Origin of the sequence: Paenibacillus lentus (assembly GCF_003931855.1) — a bacterium.
Taxonomy (GTDB): domain Bacteria; phylum Bacillota; class Bacilli; order Paenibacillales; family Paenibacillaceae; genus Fontibacillus; species Fontibacillus lentus.
Genome location: NZ_CP034248.1, coordinates 4,004,680 through 4,023,907 on the forward strand (window position 1 = coordinate 4,004,680; position 19,228 = coordinate 4,023,907).

At 45.2% G+C, this 19,228-nt stretch carries 24 protein-coding genes and 2 pseudogenes; 6 read left to right on the plus strand and 20 right to left on the minus strand.

Translation table 11 applies throughout. The features are described from left to right. Window positions 1–49: 49 nt before the first annotated feature. Entirely contained in the window at window positions 50–1,306 is a 1,257-nt protein-coding gene (locus EIM92_RS18070) for a nucleotidyltransferase (protein ID WP_125084007.1), read from the plus strand. Here the strand turns inward: EIM92_RS18070 and EIM92_RS18075 are convergent. Further along, window positions 1,296–2,345, minus strand: a complete 1,050-nt coding sequence (locus tag EIM92_RS18075; protein WP_125084008.1) for a SepM family pheromone-processing serine protease — start codon at window positions 2,343–2,345, stop codon at window positions 1,296–1,298. The genes EIM92_RS18070 and EIM92_RS18075 overlap by 11 nt on opposite strands. A gap of 112 nt (window positions 2,346–2,457) precedes the next feature. Here EIM92_RS18075 and EIM92_RS18080 point away from each other — a divergent pair, with 112 nt between their 5' ends. After that, a complete protein-coding gene (locus EIM92_RS18080) occupies window positions 2,458–3,708 on the plus strand; it encodes a nucleoside recognition domain-containing protein (protein ID WP_125084009.1) in 1,251 nt (416 codons plus the stop codon). Window positions 3,709–3,748: 40 nt separating this feature from the next. Here EIM92_RS18080 and coaD read toward each other — a convergent pair whose 3' ends face one another. From coaD to EIM92_RS18135, 11 genes and pseudogenes are all read right to left on the minus strand, one after another. Further along, window positions 3,749–4,261: a pantetheine-phosphate adenylyltransferase gene (gene coaD, locus EIM92_RS18085; protein WP_125084010.1), complete on the minus strand. Its 513-nt coding sequence runs from the start codon at window positions 4,259–4,261 to the stop codon at window positions 3,749–3,751. Window positions 4,262–4,265: 4 nt separating this feature from the next. Continuing rightward, window positions 4,266–4,868, minus strand: a complete 603-nt coding sequence (rsmD, locus tag EIM92_RS18090) for a 16S rRNA (guanine(966)-N(2))-methyltransferase RsmD (protein ID WP_125084011.1) — start codon at window positions 4,866–4,868, stop codon at window positions 4,266–4,268. A gap of 404 nt (window positions 4,869–5,272) precedes the next feature. Then, a pseudogene (locus tag EIM92_RS18100) lies at window positions 5,273–5,434 on the minus strand (helix-turn-helix domain-containing protein); the annotation flags it as partial. Between the two features lie 15 nt (window positions 5,435–5,449). After that, complete coding sequence (locus EIM92_RS24505) at window positions 5,450–5,578, minus strand: hypothetical protein (protein WP_281279633.1); 129 nt, start codon at window positions 5,576–5,578, stop codon at window positions 5,450–5,452. Between the two features lie 222 nt (window positions 5,579–5,800). Continuing rightward, entirely contained in the window at window positions 5,801–6,013 is a 213-nt protein-coding gene (locus EIM92_RS18105; protein ID WP_164515144.1) for a hypothetical protein, read from the minus strand. Between the two features lie 85 nt (window positions 6,014–6,098). After that, window positions 6,099–6,545, minus strand: coding sequence for a hypothetical protein (locus tag EIM92_RS18110; RefSeq protein ID WP_246021035.1), 447 nt, complete (start codon window positions 6,543–6,545; stop codon window positions 6,099–6,101). 101 nt (window positions 6,546–6,646) lie between these two features. After that, a pseudogene (locus EIM92_RS24770) lies at window positions 6,647–6,967 on the minus strand (DUF262 domain-containing protein); the annotation flags it as partial. Between the two features lie 483 nt (window positions 6,968–7,450). Beyond that, a complete protein-coding gene (locus tag EIM92_RS23935; RefSeq protein ID WP_211344384.1) occupies window positions 7,451–8,020 on the minus strand; it encodes a hypothetical protein in 570 nt (189 codons plus the stop codon). A 3-nt stretch (window positions 8,021–8,023) separates the two neighbouring features. Next, window positions 8,024–9,118 (minus strand): AAA family ATPase, encoded by a 1,095-nt coding sequence (locus EIM92_RS18125; RefSeq protein ID WP_125084016.1) that lies wholly within the window; start codon window positions 9,116–9,118, stop codon window positions 8,024–8,026. A gap of 83 nt (window positions 9,119–9,201) precedes the next feature. Further along, complete coding sequence (locus EIM92_RS18130; protein WP_125084017.1) at window positions 9,202–9,663, minus strand: DUF4258 domain-containing protein; 462 nt, start codon at window positions 9,661–9,663, stop codon at window positions 9,202–9,204. A gap of 42 nt (window positions 9,664–9,705) precedes the next feature. Further along, on the minus strand, window positions 9,706–10,602 hold the full coding sequence (locus EIM92_RS18135) for a DUF6744 family protein (protein ID WP_125084018.1): 897 nt from the start codon (window positions 10,600–10,602) through the stop codon (window positions 9,706–9,708). 831 nt (window positions 10,603–11,433) lie between these two features. Between EIM92_RS18135 and EIM92_RS18140 the strand changes: the two genes are divergently transcribed. Then, window positions 11,434–12,587, plus strand: a protein-coding gene (locus EIM92_RS18140) for an IS3 family transposase (protein ID WP_125081524.1) whose coding sequence is annotated in 2 segments (ribosomal slippage) — window positions 11,434–11,695 and window positions 11,695–12,587 — 1,155 coding nt in all. Because the reading frame shifts where the segments join, the coding sequence is not laid out codon by codon here. A gap of 63 nt (window positions 12,588–12,650) precedes the next feature. Next, window positions 12,651–13,229 (plus strand): ribonuclease III domain-containing protein, encoded by a 579-nt coding sequence (locus tag EIM92_RS18145; RefSeq protein ID WP_125084019.1) that lies wholly within the window; start codon window positions 12,651–12,653, stop codon window positions 13,227–13,229. 173 nt (window positions 13,230–13,402) lie between these two features. On the opposite strand, the gene EIM92_RS18150 is transcribed toward EIM92_RS18145, so the two are convergent. From EIM92_RS18150 to EIM92_RS24310, 6 genes are all read right to left on the minus strand, one after another. Further along, window positions 13,403–13,843: a hypothetical protein gene (locus EIM92_RS18150; RefSeq protein WP_125084020.1), complete on the minus strand. Its 441-nt coding sequence runs from the start codon at window positions 13,841–13,843 to the stop codon at window positions 13,403–13,405. Window positions 13,844–13,935: 92 nt separating this feature from the next. Further along, a complete protein-coding gene (locus EIM92_RS18155; RefSeq protein ID WP_125084021.1) occupies window positions 13,936–14,868 on the minus strand; it encodes an ATP-binding protein in 933 nt (310 codons plus the stop codon). Next, window positions 14,823–15,299, minus strand: a complete 477-nt coding sequence (locus tag EIM92_RS24635; protein WP_342772873.1) for a JAB domain-containing protein — start codon at window positions 15,297–15,299, stop codon at window positions 14,823–14,825. Before EIM92_RS24635 ends, EIM92_RS18155 begins: the two co-directional genes overlap by 46 nt. A 511-nt stretch (window positions 15,300–15,810) precedes the next feature. Then, window positions 15,811–16,035, minus strand: a complete 225-nt coding sequence (locus EIM92_RS24815) for an A24 family peptidase (RefSeq protein ID WP_125084022.1) — start codon at window positions 16,033–16,035, stop codon at window positions 15,811–15,813. Between the two features lie 14 nt (window positions 16,036–16,049). Continuing rightward, entirely contained in the window at window positions 16,050–16,235 is a 186-nt protein-coding gene (locus tag EIM92_RS18170) for a hypothetical protein (RefSeq protein ID WP_125084023.1), read from the minus strand. A 130-nt stretch (window positions 16,236–16,365) separates the two neighbouring features. After that, window positions 16,366–16,458, minus strand: a complete 93-nt coding sequence (locus EIM92_RS24310; protein WP_125084024.1) for a dihydroorotate dehydrogenase — start codon at window positions 16,456–16,458, stop codon at window positions 16,366–16,368. 199 nt (window positions 16,459–16,657) lie between these two features. Between EIM92_RS24310 and EIM92_RS24315 the strand changes: the two genes are divergently transcribed. Then, window positions 16,658–17,134, plus strand: coding sequence for a hypothetical protein (locus EIM92_RS24315; RefSeq protein ID WP_246021037.1), 477 nt, complete (start codon window positions 16,658–16,660; stop codon window positions 17,132–17,134). A 129-nt stretch (window positions 17,135–17,263) separates the two neighbouring features. Then, the gene (locus EIM92_RS18185; protein WP_125084025.1) at window positions 17,264–17,935 is read left to right on the plus strand and encodes a tetratricopeptide repeat protein; all 672 of its coding nucleotides are present in this window, start codon (window positions 17,264–17,266) and stop codon (window positions 17,933–17,935) included. Window positions 17,936–18,084: 149 nt separating this feature from the next. Here the strand turns inward: EIM92_RS18185 and EIM92_RS18190 are convergent, their stop codons facing one another. Both EIM92_RS18190 and rpiA read right to left on the minus strand, forming a co-directional pair. After that, window positions 18,085–18,519, minus strand: coding sequence for a GNAT family N-acetyltransferase (locus tag EIM92_RS18190; RefSeq protein WP_125084026.1), 435 nt, complete (start codon window positions 18,517–18,519; stop codon window positions 18,085–18,087). A 16-nt stretch (window positions 18,520–18,535) separates the two neighbouring features. Beyond that, on the minus strand, window positions 18,536–19,207 hold the full coding sequence (rpiA, locus tag EIM92_RS18195) for a ribose-5-phosphate isomerase RpiA (RefSeq protein ID WP_125084027.1): 672 nt from the start codon (window positions 19,205–19,207) through the stop codon (window positions 18,536–18,538). Between the last annotated feature and the right edge of the window lie 21 nt (window positions 19,208–19,228).

Consider the following 19,228-nt stretch of genomic DNA (forward strand, 5'->3'; position numbering starts at 1 on the left):
TGGTATAGTCAAGTCATAAATCATAGGCCTGTAAAGGTGGTATATGCCATTGAACGTTGTCGGATTAATCGTTGAATATAACCCGTTTCATAACGGGCACGCCTACCATTTAGCGGAAGCGAAGCGGCTAGCCCAAGCCGAGGCGGTCGTTGCCGTCATGAACGGCGACTTCCTGCAGCGCGGCGAGCCGGCCATCGTGAGCAAATGGGCGCGTGCGGAGATGGCGCTGCATGCCGGCGCCGACCTCGTGCTGGAGCTGCCGGTCGCGTATGCAGTCCAGCCGGCCGAGTGGTTCGCGCACGGCGCCGCAGCGCTGCTGGATGCGACAGGCATCGTGTCGCATCTGTGCTTCGGCAGCGAGGCTGGCACGCTCGCCGAGCTGCAGCCGCTCGCCCAGCGGCTCGCGGGCGAGAGCGGCGCGCTCAAGGCGGCCATCGCGGAGGAGCTCGCCACTGGGGCGAGCTATCCCGCGGCCTACGCCGCCGCTGCCGCGCGCAGCATGGCCGCCCCGCAGGAGGGCGGCCCGGACGCCACCGCTAGCGCTGTGCGCACGCGAGCGTTGCTGGAGCAGCCCAACAACAGCCTTGGGCTGCACTACCTCATCGCGCTGCAGCGGCTCGGCAGCGCCATTGCGCCGCTCACTGTGCGGCGCGAGGGCGCTGGCTATCGCGACGCGGAGCCGGGCTCCGCGAACATAGCCAGCGCTACCGCCATACGCGGGCTCATCACGGGCGGCAGCCTCGAAGACGCTGCCCCCTACATCCCGCCCTATACGGCGGATATCCTCGCCCGGGAATTCAAAGCCGGGCGAGGCCCAATCACCTGGGAGAGCTTCGCCCCGACGCTGTTCCACCTGCTCTTGACCAGCTCTCCGGAAGATCTAAGCAAGCACTATGAGGTAACCGAAGGCTTGGAAAATCGCATAAAGAAAACACTGCCCGAACTTAAGCAGCTAAACGTGGAAGAGCTGCTAATAAAACTTAAAACGAAGCGCTATACTTACACGAAATTACAACGCATGCTATTGCATATTTTGCTGGGGCATGACCGCCACGCCCTATCTTCGAGCAAGCTAGCGAAAGGTCCCGGTTATTTACGCGTGCTCGCCTTCAGCTCCACAGGCCGTCGGCTGCTCAAACAAATGAAGAACTGTGCTTCACTTCCCATTGTTACAAGAGCAGCTGCACTATCCGATCCCGGTCTTGCGCTCGACATTCGAGCTGCTGCCGCCTATGCAAATGCCATGACGAACCGGAACGATTCCGAAATATTCCGTGACTATCAACAACCACCAATCATGGTTTGACTTCGGATTTAGCTGATTTTTTCGTCGGCAGCTCTTCCAAATAGCGAAGTGCCTCCTCGGCATGCTTTACGGCAACAAGCTGCATCGTCGTACCGATTTCATCCGCTTTCGCCTTAGCATCCTTATAGTTCGCTTCCGGCACAAAAAATATTTCCGCTCCCTCTCGGTGCGAAGCAACGATTTTAAATTGCACCCCGCCGATTGATCCGATCGTACCATCCTCTGAAATCGTGCCTGTTCCGGCGATCCGGTAGCCTTTACTGAGATCGCCCGGAGTTAATTGATTGTAAATTTCAAGCGTAAACATCAGCCCCGCCGAAGGTCCACCGATTCGCGTATCTGCAAATCTAACTTCTTTATCCTTATCAGCGGGCTTTACCTTGCGAACCTCTCCCACACTCACACCAAGACCAGCCTTGGGAGCAACATCCCCCTGCCCAATTTCTACCAATTCCACTTGCTGGCGGATCTCTTCACCGTCGCGGTTTAACACAACCTCCACACGATCCCCGGCTTTTTTACCCTGCAGCAGTTCAGGCAGATCCTCAAAACGCTCGACCGGTTGACCCTCCACCTCAGAAATAATATCTCCGGATTGAAAATCTCCCTTCGATGTGAACGTCTTAGATAATCCAACGACAAACACGTACTCCGGGACGACATCATATTTGACATTAGCTAGATTGTAAGCGGCCATAATCGCATTCGATTGAGAGCTGCTCATGTAATAATGCTGCTGCGTAGCATATTCTTTCTCATCCCGATCCGGCTCTTTACGAACAACCTCAGTATGTGATTGAAATTGCGAGGTCGCAAGCATCGCGATATTCGCGTAGCTAACAGACACCGTTGTCAACATAAACGTGCCTTCTTCTTCCGGATCGCCAGCAGGTATTGTCAGCATCGGCTTAATTTCCTCCGCAGTACCTGGCTGGTTGATCATATAAGGTGTTGGCATATAAACAACCACATACACAATAATCGCGAGCGTAATGATGTATAACCCCGCTTTAATGACTCCTGATCTAGATTGACGCATATATTTGCTTCCTCTCTTTCACCAAGGCGGTGTAACTGGTGGTCTTTCAACGGCTGGTCGAGCATAGACATGTACTAGCCTTTCATATGCCCATAAAGAGGTGAACGCGCCTATGAGTTTCGAACGTTCCGAAGATAGCAGTCTCTTCTCCACGATTCTATTAGGGATAACTGCTATCCTGCTGGTTGTCTGCATCATTTATGCTCCTAACCAAGCTTTTGAAGCCTCGAGTCAAGGACTTGCCCTTTGGTGGAGAATCGTATTCCCCGCCTTGCTGCCATTTCTCGTGCTCTCCCAAATCCTCATGGCCTCAGGGTATGCTCACGGGCTCGGAACCTTCATTGAGCCAATGACCCGCCGGATCCTCGGCTTACCGGGAGCTCTGGGCTGGGTGCTGCCTTTAGGGATGACCGCCGGATTCCCCGCTGCCGCAGAGGCGGCCGCCACCTTATATAAGCAAGGAAAAATCACTGCCCATGAAGCGGAGAAAATGGCCAGTTTCGCGCACTACTGCAGCCCTGTCCTGATTGTCATTGTCGTTGGCACTGTTTTCATGAAACAACCTGAAATAGGTCTGATTCTGCTCGGCATCCACTGGATTTCCGGCCTGAGTGCCGCGATGACCATGCATCTCCTCTCCCCCGGCAGGCATCGTGGACAAAATCATTCAAAGCTTGCGTCAGCAGGCGCGACAAACAGCCTCTCCATCCCCCGCTGGCGACTTGCTTTGCGCCATATGGAGGAGGGGCGGCGCGAAGATGGCCGAAGTTTTGGCAAGCTGCTCGGCGACTCCGTAAGCTCGGCGGTACAGACATTAATGGCTACCGGAGGAAGCATGCTTATTTTTGCCGTCATCATTCACATTGCTTCATCGCTACTTGCGCCGATGATATCGCCAGCTTTGACAGCAACGCCAATCGCTGCCTTTCTAGAAGTTCATCTGGGTTCACACGCTGTCTCCAAGCTCGGCTTAGACTCTTCCATTCAGACAGCCTTGATCGGAGCCTTGCTCGGCTGGAGCGGGGCGAGCGCTTATTTGCAGGCTCGTGCAGCGCTAAAGCCTACCGGACTTAGCGGAACTTTTTTTCTAATCAACCGGATGATTCACAGTCTGTATGCCTATGTACTAACTTTGCTATTCTGGAAGCCGTTAACGGCGCTAATACCACCATCCACCGCAGCCCCCCAAAACTACAACGGAGCCGCAGTTTGGATCGCCAATGGAGATATGCAATTTTCGAAATGGGAAATCTACTTAAGCGTTCTCTCCTGGCAGTTATGCATGCTTGGATTGCTAATGATTCTTATCCTGTTTACCGCCTTTCTATGGATAAAACATATCAAGACGAAAGGTGTTTTCTAACAATGACGATGTCGCCAAAGTCATCATGAACCAAATCGAATTAAGCTTTTGCAGGCTTCGATCTATATTTGCTCCTTAATGCTACCTCTACCACCGGTGGAACGAGATCTGACACATCCCCGTGGAAGGTGGCAATTTCCTTCACCACACTTGAGCTCAAATAAGAATATTTGGGATTCGTCATCATAAAAATCGTCTCAACTTCGCTATTAAGCTTGTGGTTAGTCGAAGCCAACTGAAGCTCATACTCGAAATCCGTCACGGATCTGATACCGCGGACAATGACATGGGCTTGCTTATAGTCCATATAGTTCACGAGAAGATCTCGAAAACTGTCAATCTCAATATTAGGTATATGCTGTGTCGCTTGCCGAAGCAGCTCCTTCCTCTCTTCCACCGTAAAAAGAGGGTTCTTGCTTGTGTTGTTCAATACGGCTACAACCAGCCGGTCAAATTGGCGGGAGGCACGCTGAATAATATCCATATGCCCTCTCGTTACTGGATCAAAACTGCCGGGATAGACCGCGATCCGAAGCTCATGTTGTTGCTCCATGTCGTTATTGCTCCTCCTTCTCCATCGAATCCGATCCTGTCTTGTTTTCGTGATCTTTTTCGTAGACATAGATCGTAATTCCTGTCTCTCCATAATCTGTTTTACGAATCATTTTGAAGCGGCCAAAATTATCCCGATAGTCAAAGGTAGATTCGTACTCCAGTACGAGAACTGCCTGATCCTCGAGCAAATTCAGCTCGTCCATTCGTTCCATCAGCTTATCTCCGTGTTTCAACCGATACGGCGGGTCTAGAAAGACAAGATCAAAAGACGCTCCCCGTTTGGCCAGCGTCTTCAGTGCTCTTTCGGCGTCGTTCTTGTAGACTTCTGCCTGCTCGGTTAGCCCTGTGGCCTTTAAATTTGCTTTTACCGTTTCTACACTTTTGTAATCCAAGTCCACGAATATCGCTTTGTCCATGCCACGGCTGAGCGCCTCGATGCCGAGGCCCCCTGTGCCCGCAAATAAATCAAGTGCGTGCCCGCCCTCAAAATAGGGGCCGATCATGCTAAACAAAGCCTCCTTCACCTTGTCCGTGGTTGGTCTTGTACCTATGCCGGGAACGGCTTTCAAAGGTCTGCCCCTCGCGCTTCCCGATATTACCCTCATCGCTATTCACACCTTATTTGAGTAACCAAATTGACCATGTTTTACATGGTATGTCGATATCGTACCACAATCATTGGCAGATTGAAATTTGCAGTGAATTTTAATATTTTTACATCCTGCAGGTATAAAACCCAGAGACCGGGACAAACTTGAAATATCGACATCACAAATGTCGTAGACAACCGCGGAGAAGACTTACGTTTCCCCATAAGCTCTTCGTCCGGTTTCTCCTCTCCCATGATGGGGCTCTCGAAAGAGGGCCCCGATTTTTTATTAATACAGATTATCCCCCCCTATTCATAAGGCTTTTTTAGCTAAAACAGAATTCGAAACATTGTGTAACACAGACATTTTTTGAAAGTTGGGGACTATCTGGGGACCAAATCTTCAATTAACTACCTCATTTAGCCTTGATTCACATTATTCTGTACCTGCTTTTTTATCATCATCTCAAGATCATCTTTCCTAAAAAATATTCGGCTACCGATACGAAAAAAGGGGATTTTCTTTTTCCGTACCATTTCGTAAATCATCCAAGTAGAGACCCTTAAAAAAGCTACCACTTCTTTAACATCTAAAGTTTAATTTTCTGCTGGTGAATTGTGTTGTTCCACCATTTTTGCTAACTGCGAAATTATTACTGGAAGCTCAGTTCTACTGTCAGGCAACCTTCTCAAAATTTCAAATTTATGACTATTGTTAAGTTCCATAGAATAGTTCCTCCTCTAAAATAGAAATAGACCTGTGAACTGAGGTCACAGGCCAGTTGAAATTAATTACAACAAAAAATAAAGGAATTCTATAATCTTTGCTTATGCAAAAGTGCCCTTGCATGACTATTTTCTTATCACCTAGCTCATTTCATTAGCTTTTGCTCTCCTTGTTCCCGCTGATTCTAAAACAGGAACCTATCCAGGCTAACAGAGCCGCAATCATGGGAACATACCCTGTTGTAAAACGAGCGTGCCAAAAAGAGTATTCAGGGCTTCAACAATTATATCACTAAAAATCCAGCGAATGATCAGCCCTCCTAAATACCCAAATAAAACGGAAAGTATTGGAGGGATGAAGGTGATACCAGCTAACACCATGACGACAGCAACAAACCAATTTATTTTGATCATATTTAAATAATTGCTTTTCATTTTTATCTCCCTTATTACCATTAATGAGCCATCCATCAAGGCTAAATAGTATTAAACAATCAACCAAATTGCTCCATATCTTTAATCATGTAATCAAGCCTTTTAAGTACAAACTGCTTGCTTGTTGCACCCTTCTGACAGAGTTGGCCATACGGACTATCCACGGAATATGATCAATCAGAAACGATTCTACCCATTCACCAAAACGCTCTTCTGTCCACCCTTGCTCAATAGCATGATCGACAACTTGAAACAAACTACCGACGTGAACCTTTTTCAGCATTTTACGCTTGGCCTGATCCCAATTCCGGAATGCAGCATCCATATAGTCAATTTTCTGCTCAATCAGATCCGCAACATGGGCTGGAACCTCATCCAAACCTGATATGAACTTATTCAGACTTGCTCCACTGAAATCCATGTCCTGATTCGATGCTGAAGCAATAAACTGCCAGATAAGCTGTTCATCCACATACCGATTGCGATCTGCTTTGGTAAAGGCAATCTTCTCAAAGAACAAATGTTGTCCCAACTCTTCACCCGTTCCCGCACAGCAGGACTCACTTTAACTCTGGTCTTCTCTGTTGACGTTAGTGGAACAGATTGGTTCACACGGTAGAACATCTCTTCTACTTCTTCAAAGGTACATTCTCTGAACTCTGTTACCGTGAAGTTGTACGTCAGAAACTCAAACTGCGTATCAGAAGACAATTCTTCAAATTTCTTACCAGCAATGTCCTCTCCATTGAAATCAGCCGTTCCTTTGCTGAGCTTATACTCACCATCTGCAAAGAAGAAAATGGATTCCCAACGCTGCCGGCCATCAATGACCCAAATATATCCGTCTCCGTTATCCCAAACGAGAATATTGGGGATGTAGCGATCACGAATGACAGAATCAACAAGATACGAACGGCGATCGTTCTTCCAGACGCTATTGCGTTGAAACGGCAAATCAAAATCTTTCCACGTTCATAAATCAATGGATCAGCAGCATGTGAAGAAAAGGGAATCCATGCAAAATCTCTTCTCTGCTTTCGAGCAATACTCATCAAGGCAAGAGCAAATCCTTTTGAGATCGTGTCTCGGCCTCGCATACTTCCGGACTGATCCAGACACAAGATGATCGGTCCCTTACCAAGCTGCTCAGGCCCCTTTGTATCGTACTGAAGCGTTTGGCCCTCCACATAACGACGTAGGAAGTCCATTCTGGTTGTTGGGCTGGCATAGCTGCCAAGTTCCATTGGCAGCAGTTGCTCCACAGCATTCCCTTGCTTGATACCATTGCGGTTAATGGCATCCTTATATTTAGAACGCTGTTTTCGATTAGCGATCACCTTCATTCGACCAGCCCATCTTGCAATATCCTTCATCTTTTTATCGTGGCTTAACCTTTCAGCCAGAATCAGTTGATCTTTCAACGGAACTTTTTTCAGTTCACTCATCTCCACTTCCTGCCTGCATACCTCCCAAAAGAGATTTCACATTCTCCTTGGCTTCAGTTGCTTCTTGGGCAGCTTGAGAAAGCATCCGTGATAAAGAACCACCTTGTTGATTCAAGGCTGAGGATAGCGCCTCTGCTGCTTCCTGAGATGCTCCCTGCTTTCCCTTCATGTAGTTTTGCAACGCATCCGCCAAGTCCTGGTCTCTTTGCGCTTGTTCCTTAACCCAGCCTAAAACCGTCTCACTATATTTCGTTGTTCCAAGAGCAGCAGCCAGATCATCCAGACGAGTAAACTCACGGAACTCCTGATAGCCTTGGTCAGACATGACCTGTTCCATGAGTTGGTGGTTCATTTCCAGTCCAGCAGGAACGTCCTCCAGAAGCTCGGGCTTCATCTTAAACAACCCCGCCCACATATCGCCCATTAAAGGCCGGAAAGAGGGAAATAAACTACTTCCCTCATTATCAACCTCTCTGAGCTTTTCGGACATCTCAAAGAGCTGCCCGAAGCGTCTTCGATCATATGAATCTGTGTTTAAAACAGAACCTTTATGCTCTCTCATCTACTACACTCCCAACACTTGGGATGCGATGTCATTTAGTGATTTTCGAACAAGAACAATAGCTTGCTCAACTTCCGGTCTATTTGGACTATCCTTTTGGAGCTTTTTTAGTTCGCTAACTAAAATCTTGAGCTTTTTCGTACTTTCTACAGCCATATCCGTAGAGTTATTGGACTGTTCAAGCCCCTTCAAAATATCAGCAGCTTCATTTTCAATCTCTTCTACACGTGTCTTCACAGCATCCTGAGCATGATTACGAACGATCTTTGCTACCTTATCACGCTGTTCTGGTTTCTCCCACAAGCTATGCTTGAGAATCATGAGGTCCTCAAGTTCAGCGTAATCTCTACCAGCCAGTACAGCCTTCGCACGAATCACCGAAAGAATTTGCTTAAATCGTCGATCAGATGGACGAATGCCTTCATCCATCAACTCTCGTCTGATCTTACTCAGCGCATCGTAAACTTCATCAGGAATTGTGACCGTATCGCTAAAAAACTGAAGTTCAAATAATTCATCAATACTCATATCGGCTGGAATTGCTGTAGAGTCCTTCAACATAGATACAAAGGATTGATCTTCACCGATATAGTCAACTTCATATCGAAGCAAGAAACGGTCAAACAATGCTTCCAGTCCTTCACCTTCTTCGGGATATTCATTTGAACTGCCGATCAAGGACATTAAGGGAACCTGTGCAGGTGCGCGATCATTATAAAACATTCGTTCATTGATGAGCGTAAGCAGGGCATTCAGTATTGAACTGTTTGCTTTGAAAATCTCATCCAAGAATGAAGTGTGAGCTTCTGGCAGCTTTCCAGCCGTATTCCGCTTGTACACGCCTTGTTCCAGTTCTTTCAACGAGACAGGACCAAACAGTTCCTCTGGCGTACTAAATCGTGTCAGCAACCATTGAAAATAATTTGCTCCTGTAATTCGCTCGGTCAGATCACTTACAAGGGCGCTCTTTCCTGTTCCAGGCGGCCCGATCAAAAGGGCGTGCTGCCTGGCGATCATCGCTATCACCAGCCCCTCAACCACCTCTTCACGCTCAGCGAATTGACTATTTAATGCCATCTGGATATCCTTAATTTTCATTTAACTACCTCCGTTTTTAGTTAAAACAAAAAGAGCCAATGCTTCTTAAGAAGTCATCAGCTCTTTGTTTTATAATTTGTTAGTTATTGCTTAAACAGACCTGCTTGTTCCAATGATTCCAGAAGCTTGCGTTCATGTTTAGCAGCTTGGGTCGGATCAACTGGTTTAATCCCTAATTCAGCCTTGACCTTCTGAAAATAAGAGTCTGGAATCGCATCATAGTCGATGGCGATCAAAGGCTTTACTTCATCAGGGATCTGGTCTGCAATGCTAACAGCGATTTTTCGATCTTCATGAATCCCGACAACCGTTAAGACCGGATCAGCATTGGTGAAAGGCTGTTCACCAAACGGGTATTTTTTGACTTCATGCATTTCGGTAGGATCATTATGATACAGAATGGATTCGACCATCCTTTTTGTAATCATCCGTCCCTCCATACGCTCACCCGCATGCTGACTGTATCTTACTTTGTCCAAATCAATATGATCTTGAAGCACTTGTCGGATCAAAGGCCAATGCTGTAAAAAGGCCTGTCCGTTCATGAGTTATCCTTTCTGTTATCCAATCAGATAACGAATCCTGTTTTAATCCGCCATATTTGTCAGCGCGCTCGCCACTTTTTCACGGATAAACGCAACATATGCCTCCATCTCCTGCAAATCACCAGTAACAATGGCTTCGTAATCTTTAACATTGGATACAATCGTCTTGGCATCCTCAAGGATAGCTTTAAGCTCATTTTTCTTGAGTTGATTAGCTACCCCATTTTCGCATGCAGCAAGAGTGCCGCGAAGATGGTCCAAGAGCTTACGTGTCACCATGTTTTTCATATCTGTCGTGTTCATAACGGGAACCTTTTCCGCTTCACCTTTTTCAAGAGATATAACGAATTGAACCAATGCATCCAAGTTCCCTTCAAACTGTGCCGGTATGAAATACACACCGCCAGATGGTCTAACTGGCGTAGGAGACATACTCTTCAATACACAGGTAATTAAGGTTCTCAGGGTAGTGGAGCCGTAATTGTTTTTATATATATCAAACTGTAGGGCAGCGTTATTCACTAACTGCTGCGCCATAGATGATATGAAGCTGGACTCTACTTTCTCCGTTTTTCGATCTAATACCAGTGCCCCAGCATCAGGAAGGTAGTCTAATCTTCTGCCTCTGGTATCCTTAGTTTCGCAAACCAAATTTCGTTGTACAAAAGCGCTGGTAGAAGCCATTTCTCGGAACATATAGTTCTCGTACACACCCGGCGCTACTTCACGCTTGAATTTTTCACTTGTGGCTCTTCTAAAGGCATCAGGGAGTCGGATATCCTTCGGCATCCACCCAGCCCCTAATCCAGAATCAACAAGCTTTTGTTTAAGCTCATCCGGGGTAATCAGCATGTTGGATAGAGAATTCCAGGTTAAAAAACCAATGGTATTCCCTCGGCTGGACGGAACAGCTACGACATCTTTTAAAATCGAATTCACTGAATATTCCTCCTTGTTTTTAGAAATATAGAAAACCACCCGAAAGATTAATCAGGTGGTTAAATCACTTTTTCTGGTTTTAGTCAGCCTCTTGCAGACAGAAGATACAAAACACAACTGCAATATTCATGTCTGGTCAATTTCCCTAATACATAAGCATCAAAAGCTCTTTCAATCGTATGGAATACATGTGCTGAATCTACTCTCCAATTTCTTTTCATTAATTATTCACTCCCACTATAAATTAATATTTTCTCGCTCTTTCTCACATTTCCTTAGAATTTTAACATTGACTACCTCGAGAGGTGGATATAACGGGAAGTTTATTGAATTTATTTCCTTTCGGCAGTGTGCGGGAACAGAGATTGGAATGGATTTTCCAAAAAAAAGTGGTTTCCGTATGATCGCACCTTGGATATCCACAACACTTCCTTGATGGTTTACCCTCCCATGTCACACGGGGTCTATGCCCTTACATTCCTTCGTTCTACCTCTCAAGGGGTGGACGCCGTTTCTCGCTCCTTTACTGGGTCGTTGCCCTTATGGAATAGTTCCTGCGGCTGATCCGTGCTTCCATTGTCTCTGTATTGATCCTAAGCATATAGTGAGTCTATCGACCTGAACGTGATTGATTTAAGCAGCCAACTGAAGCTGAGCCCGGCGAACCGGTCCTAAGACATCAGCGGCATTGTATACGATTTTCCTTGTGCCTAACGTGTGTAAAATGCGAATCAGTTTTCCACAAAGTGATATTATCCCCTTACGGTAGACAGTGAAAAAAGAGTTCATGATATTATGAATTCAACACTGTAGACCGGAGGGGATTTTTCTATGCCACCAAAGAAGGGTCAGAAGTTTAATCGATACGACGAAGAAACGAAGCGAGAAGCCGTTCGTTTACGAATTGAAGAGCAATGGAGCTATACTCAGATCAAGGAAAAGTTGGGGATCAAAAGCGATGCTCAGATTGTAACTTGGGTACGCAAACATATGAATGGTGAATCGTTCAAGGATTATCGGGGGCGTTGGGCGAAAAAACACTTCAGCAGTCTCGAGGAAGAGAACGAGCATCTGAAAGCGCAGGTCGAATATCTAAAAAAGCTCAATCCGAATCTACATGGGGAGGGAAGTTGGATAAGCAAGCCCGGTTTAGGACCATCGAAAAAATGATTGGGAACCACTCGATAGTCATGCTGTGTAAGATTGCTGAAGTGTCTCGTGCCGGGTATTACAAGTGGAAAGCTGCTCTAAGTAACCAGCAACAACGTCAGGAGCGAGATGCTGATCTGAAGGAGCATATACTTGCCATTCACCGTTTGCGGCCCTATTTCGGTTACATCCGTATGTGTACGGCTTTACGTAGGGAAGGATTGCTTGTTAACCGCAAGAAAGTCAGACGGCTTATGCGTGAGCTCGGGATCCGGTCAGTCATCCGCAAGAAGCGTCCAAATGCAGGGCGCAAGCCTTCTGTCGTGTTTGCTAATGTCTTGAACAGGGACTTTCAAGCATCTGCTCCATTTACCAAGCTAGTCACGGATATTACTTACGTACGGATCGGTCACGATTTCACCTATTTGTCGACTGTAATGGATTTGCATAACAATGAGATTGTCGCTTGGGAACTCTCTGAGCGCAATGACTTGCAACTTGTGCTGGACACAGTAAAGCAACTCGGTACTCGCAAGGATGCAGTCTTACATTCTGACCAAGGCTTCCAATACACGCACAAGGCTTACGAGACTCAGTTGCTCGCACAAGGGCTCCAGGGCAGCCACTCAAGGCGAGGCAACTGTTATGACAATGCCTGCATGGAGTCGTTTTTCTCCCATTTGAAGACCGAACAGCTGTACCTTAAACGTCCGAACGATCAGCATTCAGCACGTCGTCTCATTGAGGAATATATTGAATTTTACAATCATGAGCGTTTCCAAAAAAAACTCGGCGACCGTTCTCCAGTTGAGTACCGGAAAGCGATCGCCGCATAAATTGATCCTCTTTTTTTACTGTCTACTTGACAGGGGTAAGACCATGCTTTTTCTCTTTTTTCAATGCTCTTCACTGGCTGTGATCAAAGGAAAGACGTTAGTCCACTCGATTCAAAAAAAAATACTGAAAATGAAATTAGGCATGATGCCTATACTAAGCTTTCTGAAAAAGAGGATCTGGATGAAAAAGTAAAAAACAACAAAGACATTTTTGTTGCTGAACAATACAAACCTTACAACATTTCTGCTACAGTTACTTTTAATCACGGACAAGATGCAGATCGTATTGTATATGAAATTGTAATGGATAATTTTACTTCTGAACTAAAAAACGTAATTCAATCTTTTACTTTAGAACCTGCTATGATTAACTACTATCTAACAGGTGATCTCACATCTACCAATGCCTTGAATAATTCTGAAACAAATCTTTATCCAAATAAAGAACCTTTTGGGTTGAGCCTTTATCGAGGTTATGTCATTAATAATGAAACGATAACCATGTTAACAGATGACTCTTACCTAAATATGTATATAAAAATTTCATATGGTGATGAGACAAATAGAACTGAAGACTTCTGGTATATCAAGGCAACACCAACTGAAGAAGTCATTGATTATTTAAAGTCAATAGCCCAATAATTTGTTCATTCCATTATATATAATCCTGTTTTCAAAAACATTACTCTCCTCTTAAAGATAAGATATTCTTAATTAATAGAAAAAATCATTAATGATAACGAGCTAAAAATGCCCTTTAGCCTAATCCGTAAATTCTTAAGTGACTCCCTCCCCATAAATGAGGAGGGCAATCATCAACAACTTCTCTTTACAATATCTTCAGCTCTGTTTTGTACTGGATCAGTCCAGTGCCGATCCTGACGTTCAATCAACGCCTGTTCAACTTCAATACGTAACTCACTATGCTCATTTACTGCCTCAGAAAGTTCATCTATAGCCACCTCAAATTGCTGCTCAAAACCTGCTTCTACAAGTAACTTCTGGACCAATCGCTGTCGGAGAATCTCCTTTGCTTCATCCTGGAGCTTTCTTTGAAGGACAGCATCATTTGGAATGACTTTCTTATGTCCGTATTCCTCCATTTTGCTTTCCAGCCAATGAATAAATTGTGGTGTTGTCATCGCATTCAACTCAACCCGATTTTCTTGCAACCATTCTTCCCACTCATAGTTGATATAACTAGCTGTAGAACGATGGCGATTGCCTCGCTTGAAGCTCTCGACTTGCAGCCCCATAGTTATAGCCTCTTCCGGATCAAGTCCCAAGTTAATTACTTTAAACTTACGTCCAGGTCGGGAGATGGTTGAATGCTGTAATGTCTCGTAGATCATTGTCCCGGCTGCAAGGCATCATGGACGCAGAAAAACGTAATTTCCTCATCCGTTTCCCCCAATAAGTCAAAAACGTCTTTAACTGCACGATTCGCAAATCCTTTGGAGGTAATCAATGCGCAATCGTATCTCTCTGGAAACTTTACATCCTTCAAAGAAGCAAAAGAACCTGTTAGTTTCTTGTACGAGCCTCCGTGTGCAAAATTACCAGCTTGACCTAAAGAATTAGCCTTCACATGTGAATTCCCACTTCTTAAAATATCAAGTAGGTGCTTCGTCTGCTCAAATGACAGTTCATTTGATAATGGGTTAGCATCAAAAAAACTTTCAATATGACTCTGGGTGCTTTTATCTGTCTTATGAAAATAAGCAGCCAGAGATATTAAATCAATTTGAGCAGCATTACATACTTCATAAAATGCTTCAGACGTATACCAAAACGGCGACGTTTTTCCCTTAAAAGATTTATTATGACTTACGTTTGCCATTCGTATAGCAGCTTTTCCCCACGCCAAATCCTGTTCAGTAATTTGTATAGACCCCAGATTAATTTCTATTTTCGTGCCTAATCCATTCCAATCAGCGACATGCCGTTTGGTAGTGGTTCCATCCTCGTTAAAAGTCAAGGCATAGGTTTTCTGATACGTAGAGACTAGTAAATTCCCTCCGGTTGAGATGACGGCTCCTGTCACTACACGAAGCCCATTCCCTAAAGCCCCCCGACTAGGCAGCCTTAGTAGCTTGCTTGAAACCATAGGTCGGTTAATGGAGAAGTATGTCTCAATAAGGTCAGGATTAATTCCGTCTCCATGATCAGCAACAACAAAGCTATTTTGGTCGGTTTTATGAAGTTCACAGCTCCCCGAAATATCCAGTGCGTTATCTACGAGTTCCTTGACAACAAGCCTTGGAATATAGTCTCGATGCACCCCTGCCTTATACCAAGAATCTCACCAGCATTTACTAACCTTTTGGTCAACCCAATATCTTCAGGACTTGGAGTAGGATCGCCCGAAGGATGGTTATGAACACAAATGATGGATGCGGCCCCTTTAATAATCGCAGGCTTGAAGACTTCACGAGGATGTACGATTGCAGAATTTAAAGTACCTATGGAGATAACCTCTTTAGACAAAATTCGATTTTTTGTGTTTAAGACAAGGATCATGAAATGCTCCTTATCTAATCCGACTATATCGGCAGCTACCGCCTGAAAAACATCATCTGGTTTACGGACATAGTAATCTTTCTCGCCCTCTATTACTCTTCTAATTAGTTCCATCAATTTTTCTGCTTGTCTACGTCTTCTAGGTGGCAAAGCACTTAATTGAGCTTCCTTAACCATAAAATCATTCAGCATATTCTCCTTCCTTTTTATCCCAAGCCGCCTTACGGCGGTGTCGGAAATAAACACCGCCGTTTAACGCCGGGCGAGAGGCGAAATTTGATTTTATAAAATAGCAAAAAAGCCAATGACTACAGGAGAACCCTGTGCATCGGCTTTTAAAAAACGAAATCAGATATTTATAAACTGCCTACTACGAACGAGCCTCTGTCGCTCGTTCAGCCTTCATTTTAGCAATCGCTTCACTGATGACCCTGTCACGCTCTGGATCGTAGCCTTTCGGTACTCTTCTTCCCTTGTTCTCGGCAAATGAAGATTTCGGGATGCTGCTTTGTCCTACTTTATCCTCAGCTCAACGACTTGTAGGAGAGGTATTGCAATCTTCACCTATTCAGGTGGCTCTTGTCTCCGGCAAGTGGGAGTGTAGAGATAAAATTGTATAACAATTATACCATCCTCATCTAAAAATGGAAACATGCATTCTTATATCAATACATTTGTTCCAACTGTTTGTCCAAGATTCGAGCTATCCAAATCCTAATGAAAGTAATGATAGCTGCGATATTAAGAAGAACGGAGCCAGTGGTATTTTCATTTTACAATTTTTTTTAACCAACATCCCTATGACTGCACACAATCCAGCTATGGCAAGCATCAAACAGAAAAATAACAATGACTCTTGCCAGCCAATAGCCACTCCGACTACAGACATCAATTTTATATCTCCACCGCCCACTGATCCTGGAATCATCAAAGCAACCTAAGTCAAAACAATCTCACCAAAACTACGACCACGGCAATGATTGCTATCACAATGAACAAATTACTGATTTGCCGCCATAGGCCAGGTACGCCCCTCTTATGCAGTTGCTGCTGATTGACCTCAAAATTGGCTTTTACCGCATGAGGATCTGTCTTAGTTACAAAAGGTTGTTGATGATTTTCACTCATTGCCCTCACTCCTTAATATAAATTTTGGGAATATTATACCATGTTATCCAATCAACAGATTTTCCTTCAGAAACACCAACATCCGCCAGACTATGCCCAGCGGATGTTGGTGTTCACTGTTATATTATAGTTAGAAAGCACGAGATACAATAACCAAGAGGATGAACAGCACAAGTATTACCCCAGTAGAAGTCCAAAGCCCTCCATTACCAATTTCGCCCATAGGGATACCTCCTTTGCTCTTAAGTACATATTTAGCGTATTCAATTATGACTGCACGGTTTGGACAATTGAAAAAACTGTATTTTTATCCTATTTATCTTGCCCATGGCAAAAGTCGAGCTCATGAATACCTTTCCCCTCTCAGGGAACCCTAACTTTGGTTTCTAATTTAAACAACTACCTTAGGAGGAGTTTCCAGCATGCATCAAAATGTAAACCAGCAAATTCGCCAAATCGAGCAAACTATTCAGCAGCTTGAACAGCAGACCCGCCAAGCGACTACGATGTATCAGCAATTGATGGAGCAGGAGCAGCAAAACGCAATGCAGCTTGAAGAAATCGCTCAGCGTGAGCGGAAAGCTGCCCAACAAATCCAATCGGCACTACAAGGACATCAAACAGCCATGCACCAATACCAACAAATTTCGCAACTTGCCAATCAAATTGAGAATATCGTCAGCTCAAATGTCTCCCATTTCAGCAATCCTTCCAGCTATGCCCCATCTGGAATCGGACAGCGCTCTATAGGACAAAGCTATGGGCAACCTAGTTTTGGACAACAAGGCCTCGGGCAACAAAACTACGGGCAACCTAGTAATTTTGGTCAAAGCAGCTTCAATTCTTCTCAATCCAGCTCTTCTCCGGGACAAGGCATGCAATTACGCGGTTATCAATAATCTTATAAAAAGGCAGAACAAGATTTTCTTGATCTGCCTTTTTGTATGTTTACACGTGACTACATATGTGAGCACAACCTTCCTTCTGCGTGGTATAATTGGAAAATAATATGACCGACGGAGGAGAACATGAAATTTTTAATTCTCATCATTCTTTCCTGGCTCACGGGAAACATATTCATTTCCTTGCTTATTTTCCTAGCAATCCTGTACTTTCTGGACAGACGATTCATCGGCATTTTCCCTAGTCTAACCAAGCCCTTTCGCAGATCACGCCAGATCGCCCGCCTGCGGCAGCAGCTAGCCCTTAACTCTTTTGACGTCTCATCCAAAAGAGAGCTGGCAAGGCTGCTGCTTGACCGCAAAAAGTTTAAGGAAGCTCACAATCTGCTCCAAGAGGTTAAGTCTTCCTCCGACACTTCAGCAGAGTATTGGAGCGATCTGGGAGAAGCCCTGCTAGGGATGGGACAGTTGGAAGAAGGCGAGCAGCACATCCTTCATGCACTGAAGATCAATGAACGCGTTAAATACGGCCAGCCCTATTTAAGCTTAGCCATTGCATACCGCGAGAAGAACCCCGAAAAGGCGCTGCATTATACCGAGCTATTTGGCGAGCATTACTCATCCTCCAGCGAAGCGTATTATCTGATCGGCAGCCTGTACCAATCCTTGAACCGGAAAGAAGAGGCCAAGCGAGCCTGGGACGAATCGATCGCGATTTATCGCACTCTCCCCAAATACAAGAAGCGAGATGAGCGGAAATGGGCATGGAAAAGTAATTTCAAAAAACTCATTCAATAGCTAAATAAGCTTCCAGCTAACAAGGGCTGGCAGCTTATTTGTCTTTTCCAAATTACAATTTCTTCAATATAGCTAACATTAATAGCAGCACGATGCCGGCAACCAAAAAAAAGCATACACGAAACAATGTCCATGTATGCTTTCTGCGCTTATTCCTCTTCGCGTTCATCCGTCTCATAGACGCAGCGAAAATACTCCGGCCCGCCTGGAAATTTCGTAAACCCAGTTACCTGAAAACCAATGCTGCGGAAAAAATCAGCACTCTCCTCATCCGTTTCCACTATTAAGAGATCCGGATTCTCCTGCACTAAGGCATCAAGAAGGATTCCTCTTCCATAGCCCATCCCGCGATCCTCTGGATGAACAGCAAGGTGCTGCAGCTCCATCGATTTTCCATCTACATTGCGGTAACCGATAATTCCGATATACTGTCCTTCTTCCTGATAGGCATATAGCTTGCAATCAGTCTCCGTTGCGTAATGCTGCACCGTCCGGGCAAGTTCCTCATCATCGCCATGCACCGCATATTCAAGCAGCTCCCGAATTTCTTCGTTCCCCACTTGCGATTTAACATCTATAAGCATTTAAAGAACTTCCTTCCTACTTCGCAATAACTTCCGTACGTCCATCCTCGTAACCGACAATGACCGTGTGAGCGATACCTACAAACAAACCATGTTCAACTACACCGGTCGTCGCCTTAAGTTCGTCGCTTAGCCCTTTCGGAATATCAATTTTTCCAAATGAAGCATCGGCAATATAGTTGCCATTATCAGTGACATACAGCTCATTGCCGTTCATGCGCATTTCTATGGGTACGTTGTAGCGCGTCTCGAGTAGCCGCAAGGTCCATTCATAGCAAAATGGCACGATTTCGATCGGCAGCTTGAATTGTCCTAAATGAGCCACTTTCTTGTTGCTGTCGGCAATGACGACGAAGCGATCGCTTTGCACTGCAACCAGCTTCTCTCGAAGTAAAGCGCCGCCACCACCCTTAATTAAAGAGAGATCCGGATCCACTTCATCCGCACCGTCAATCGCAATATCAAGCCGATCCACCTCGGCCGCAGGGACAAGTGGAATATTATATTTTGCAGCAAGCTCTTCCGAAGCCTTCGATGTCGCAATTGCCCGAATGCGAAGTCCAGAAGCTACCATTTCACCGATTTTCTCGATAGCGTAATAAGCTGTTGACCCTGTTCCGAGGCCGACCGTCATTCCTTCCTTTACCAATTCCGCTGCACGGTAGCCCGCCGCTTGCTTTGCATTCATGGTTACCCCTCCTGGTTGCTT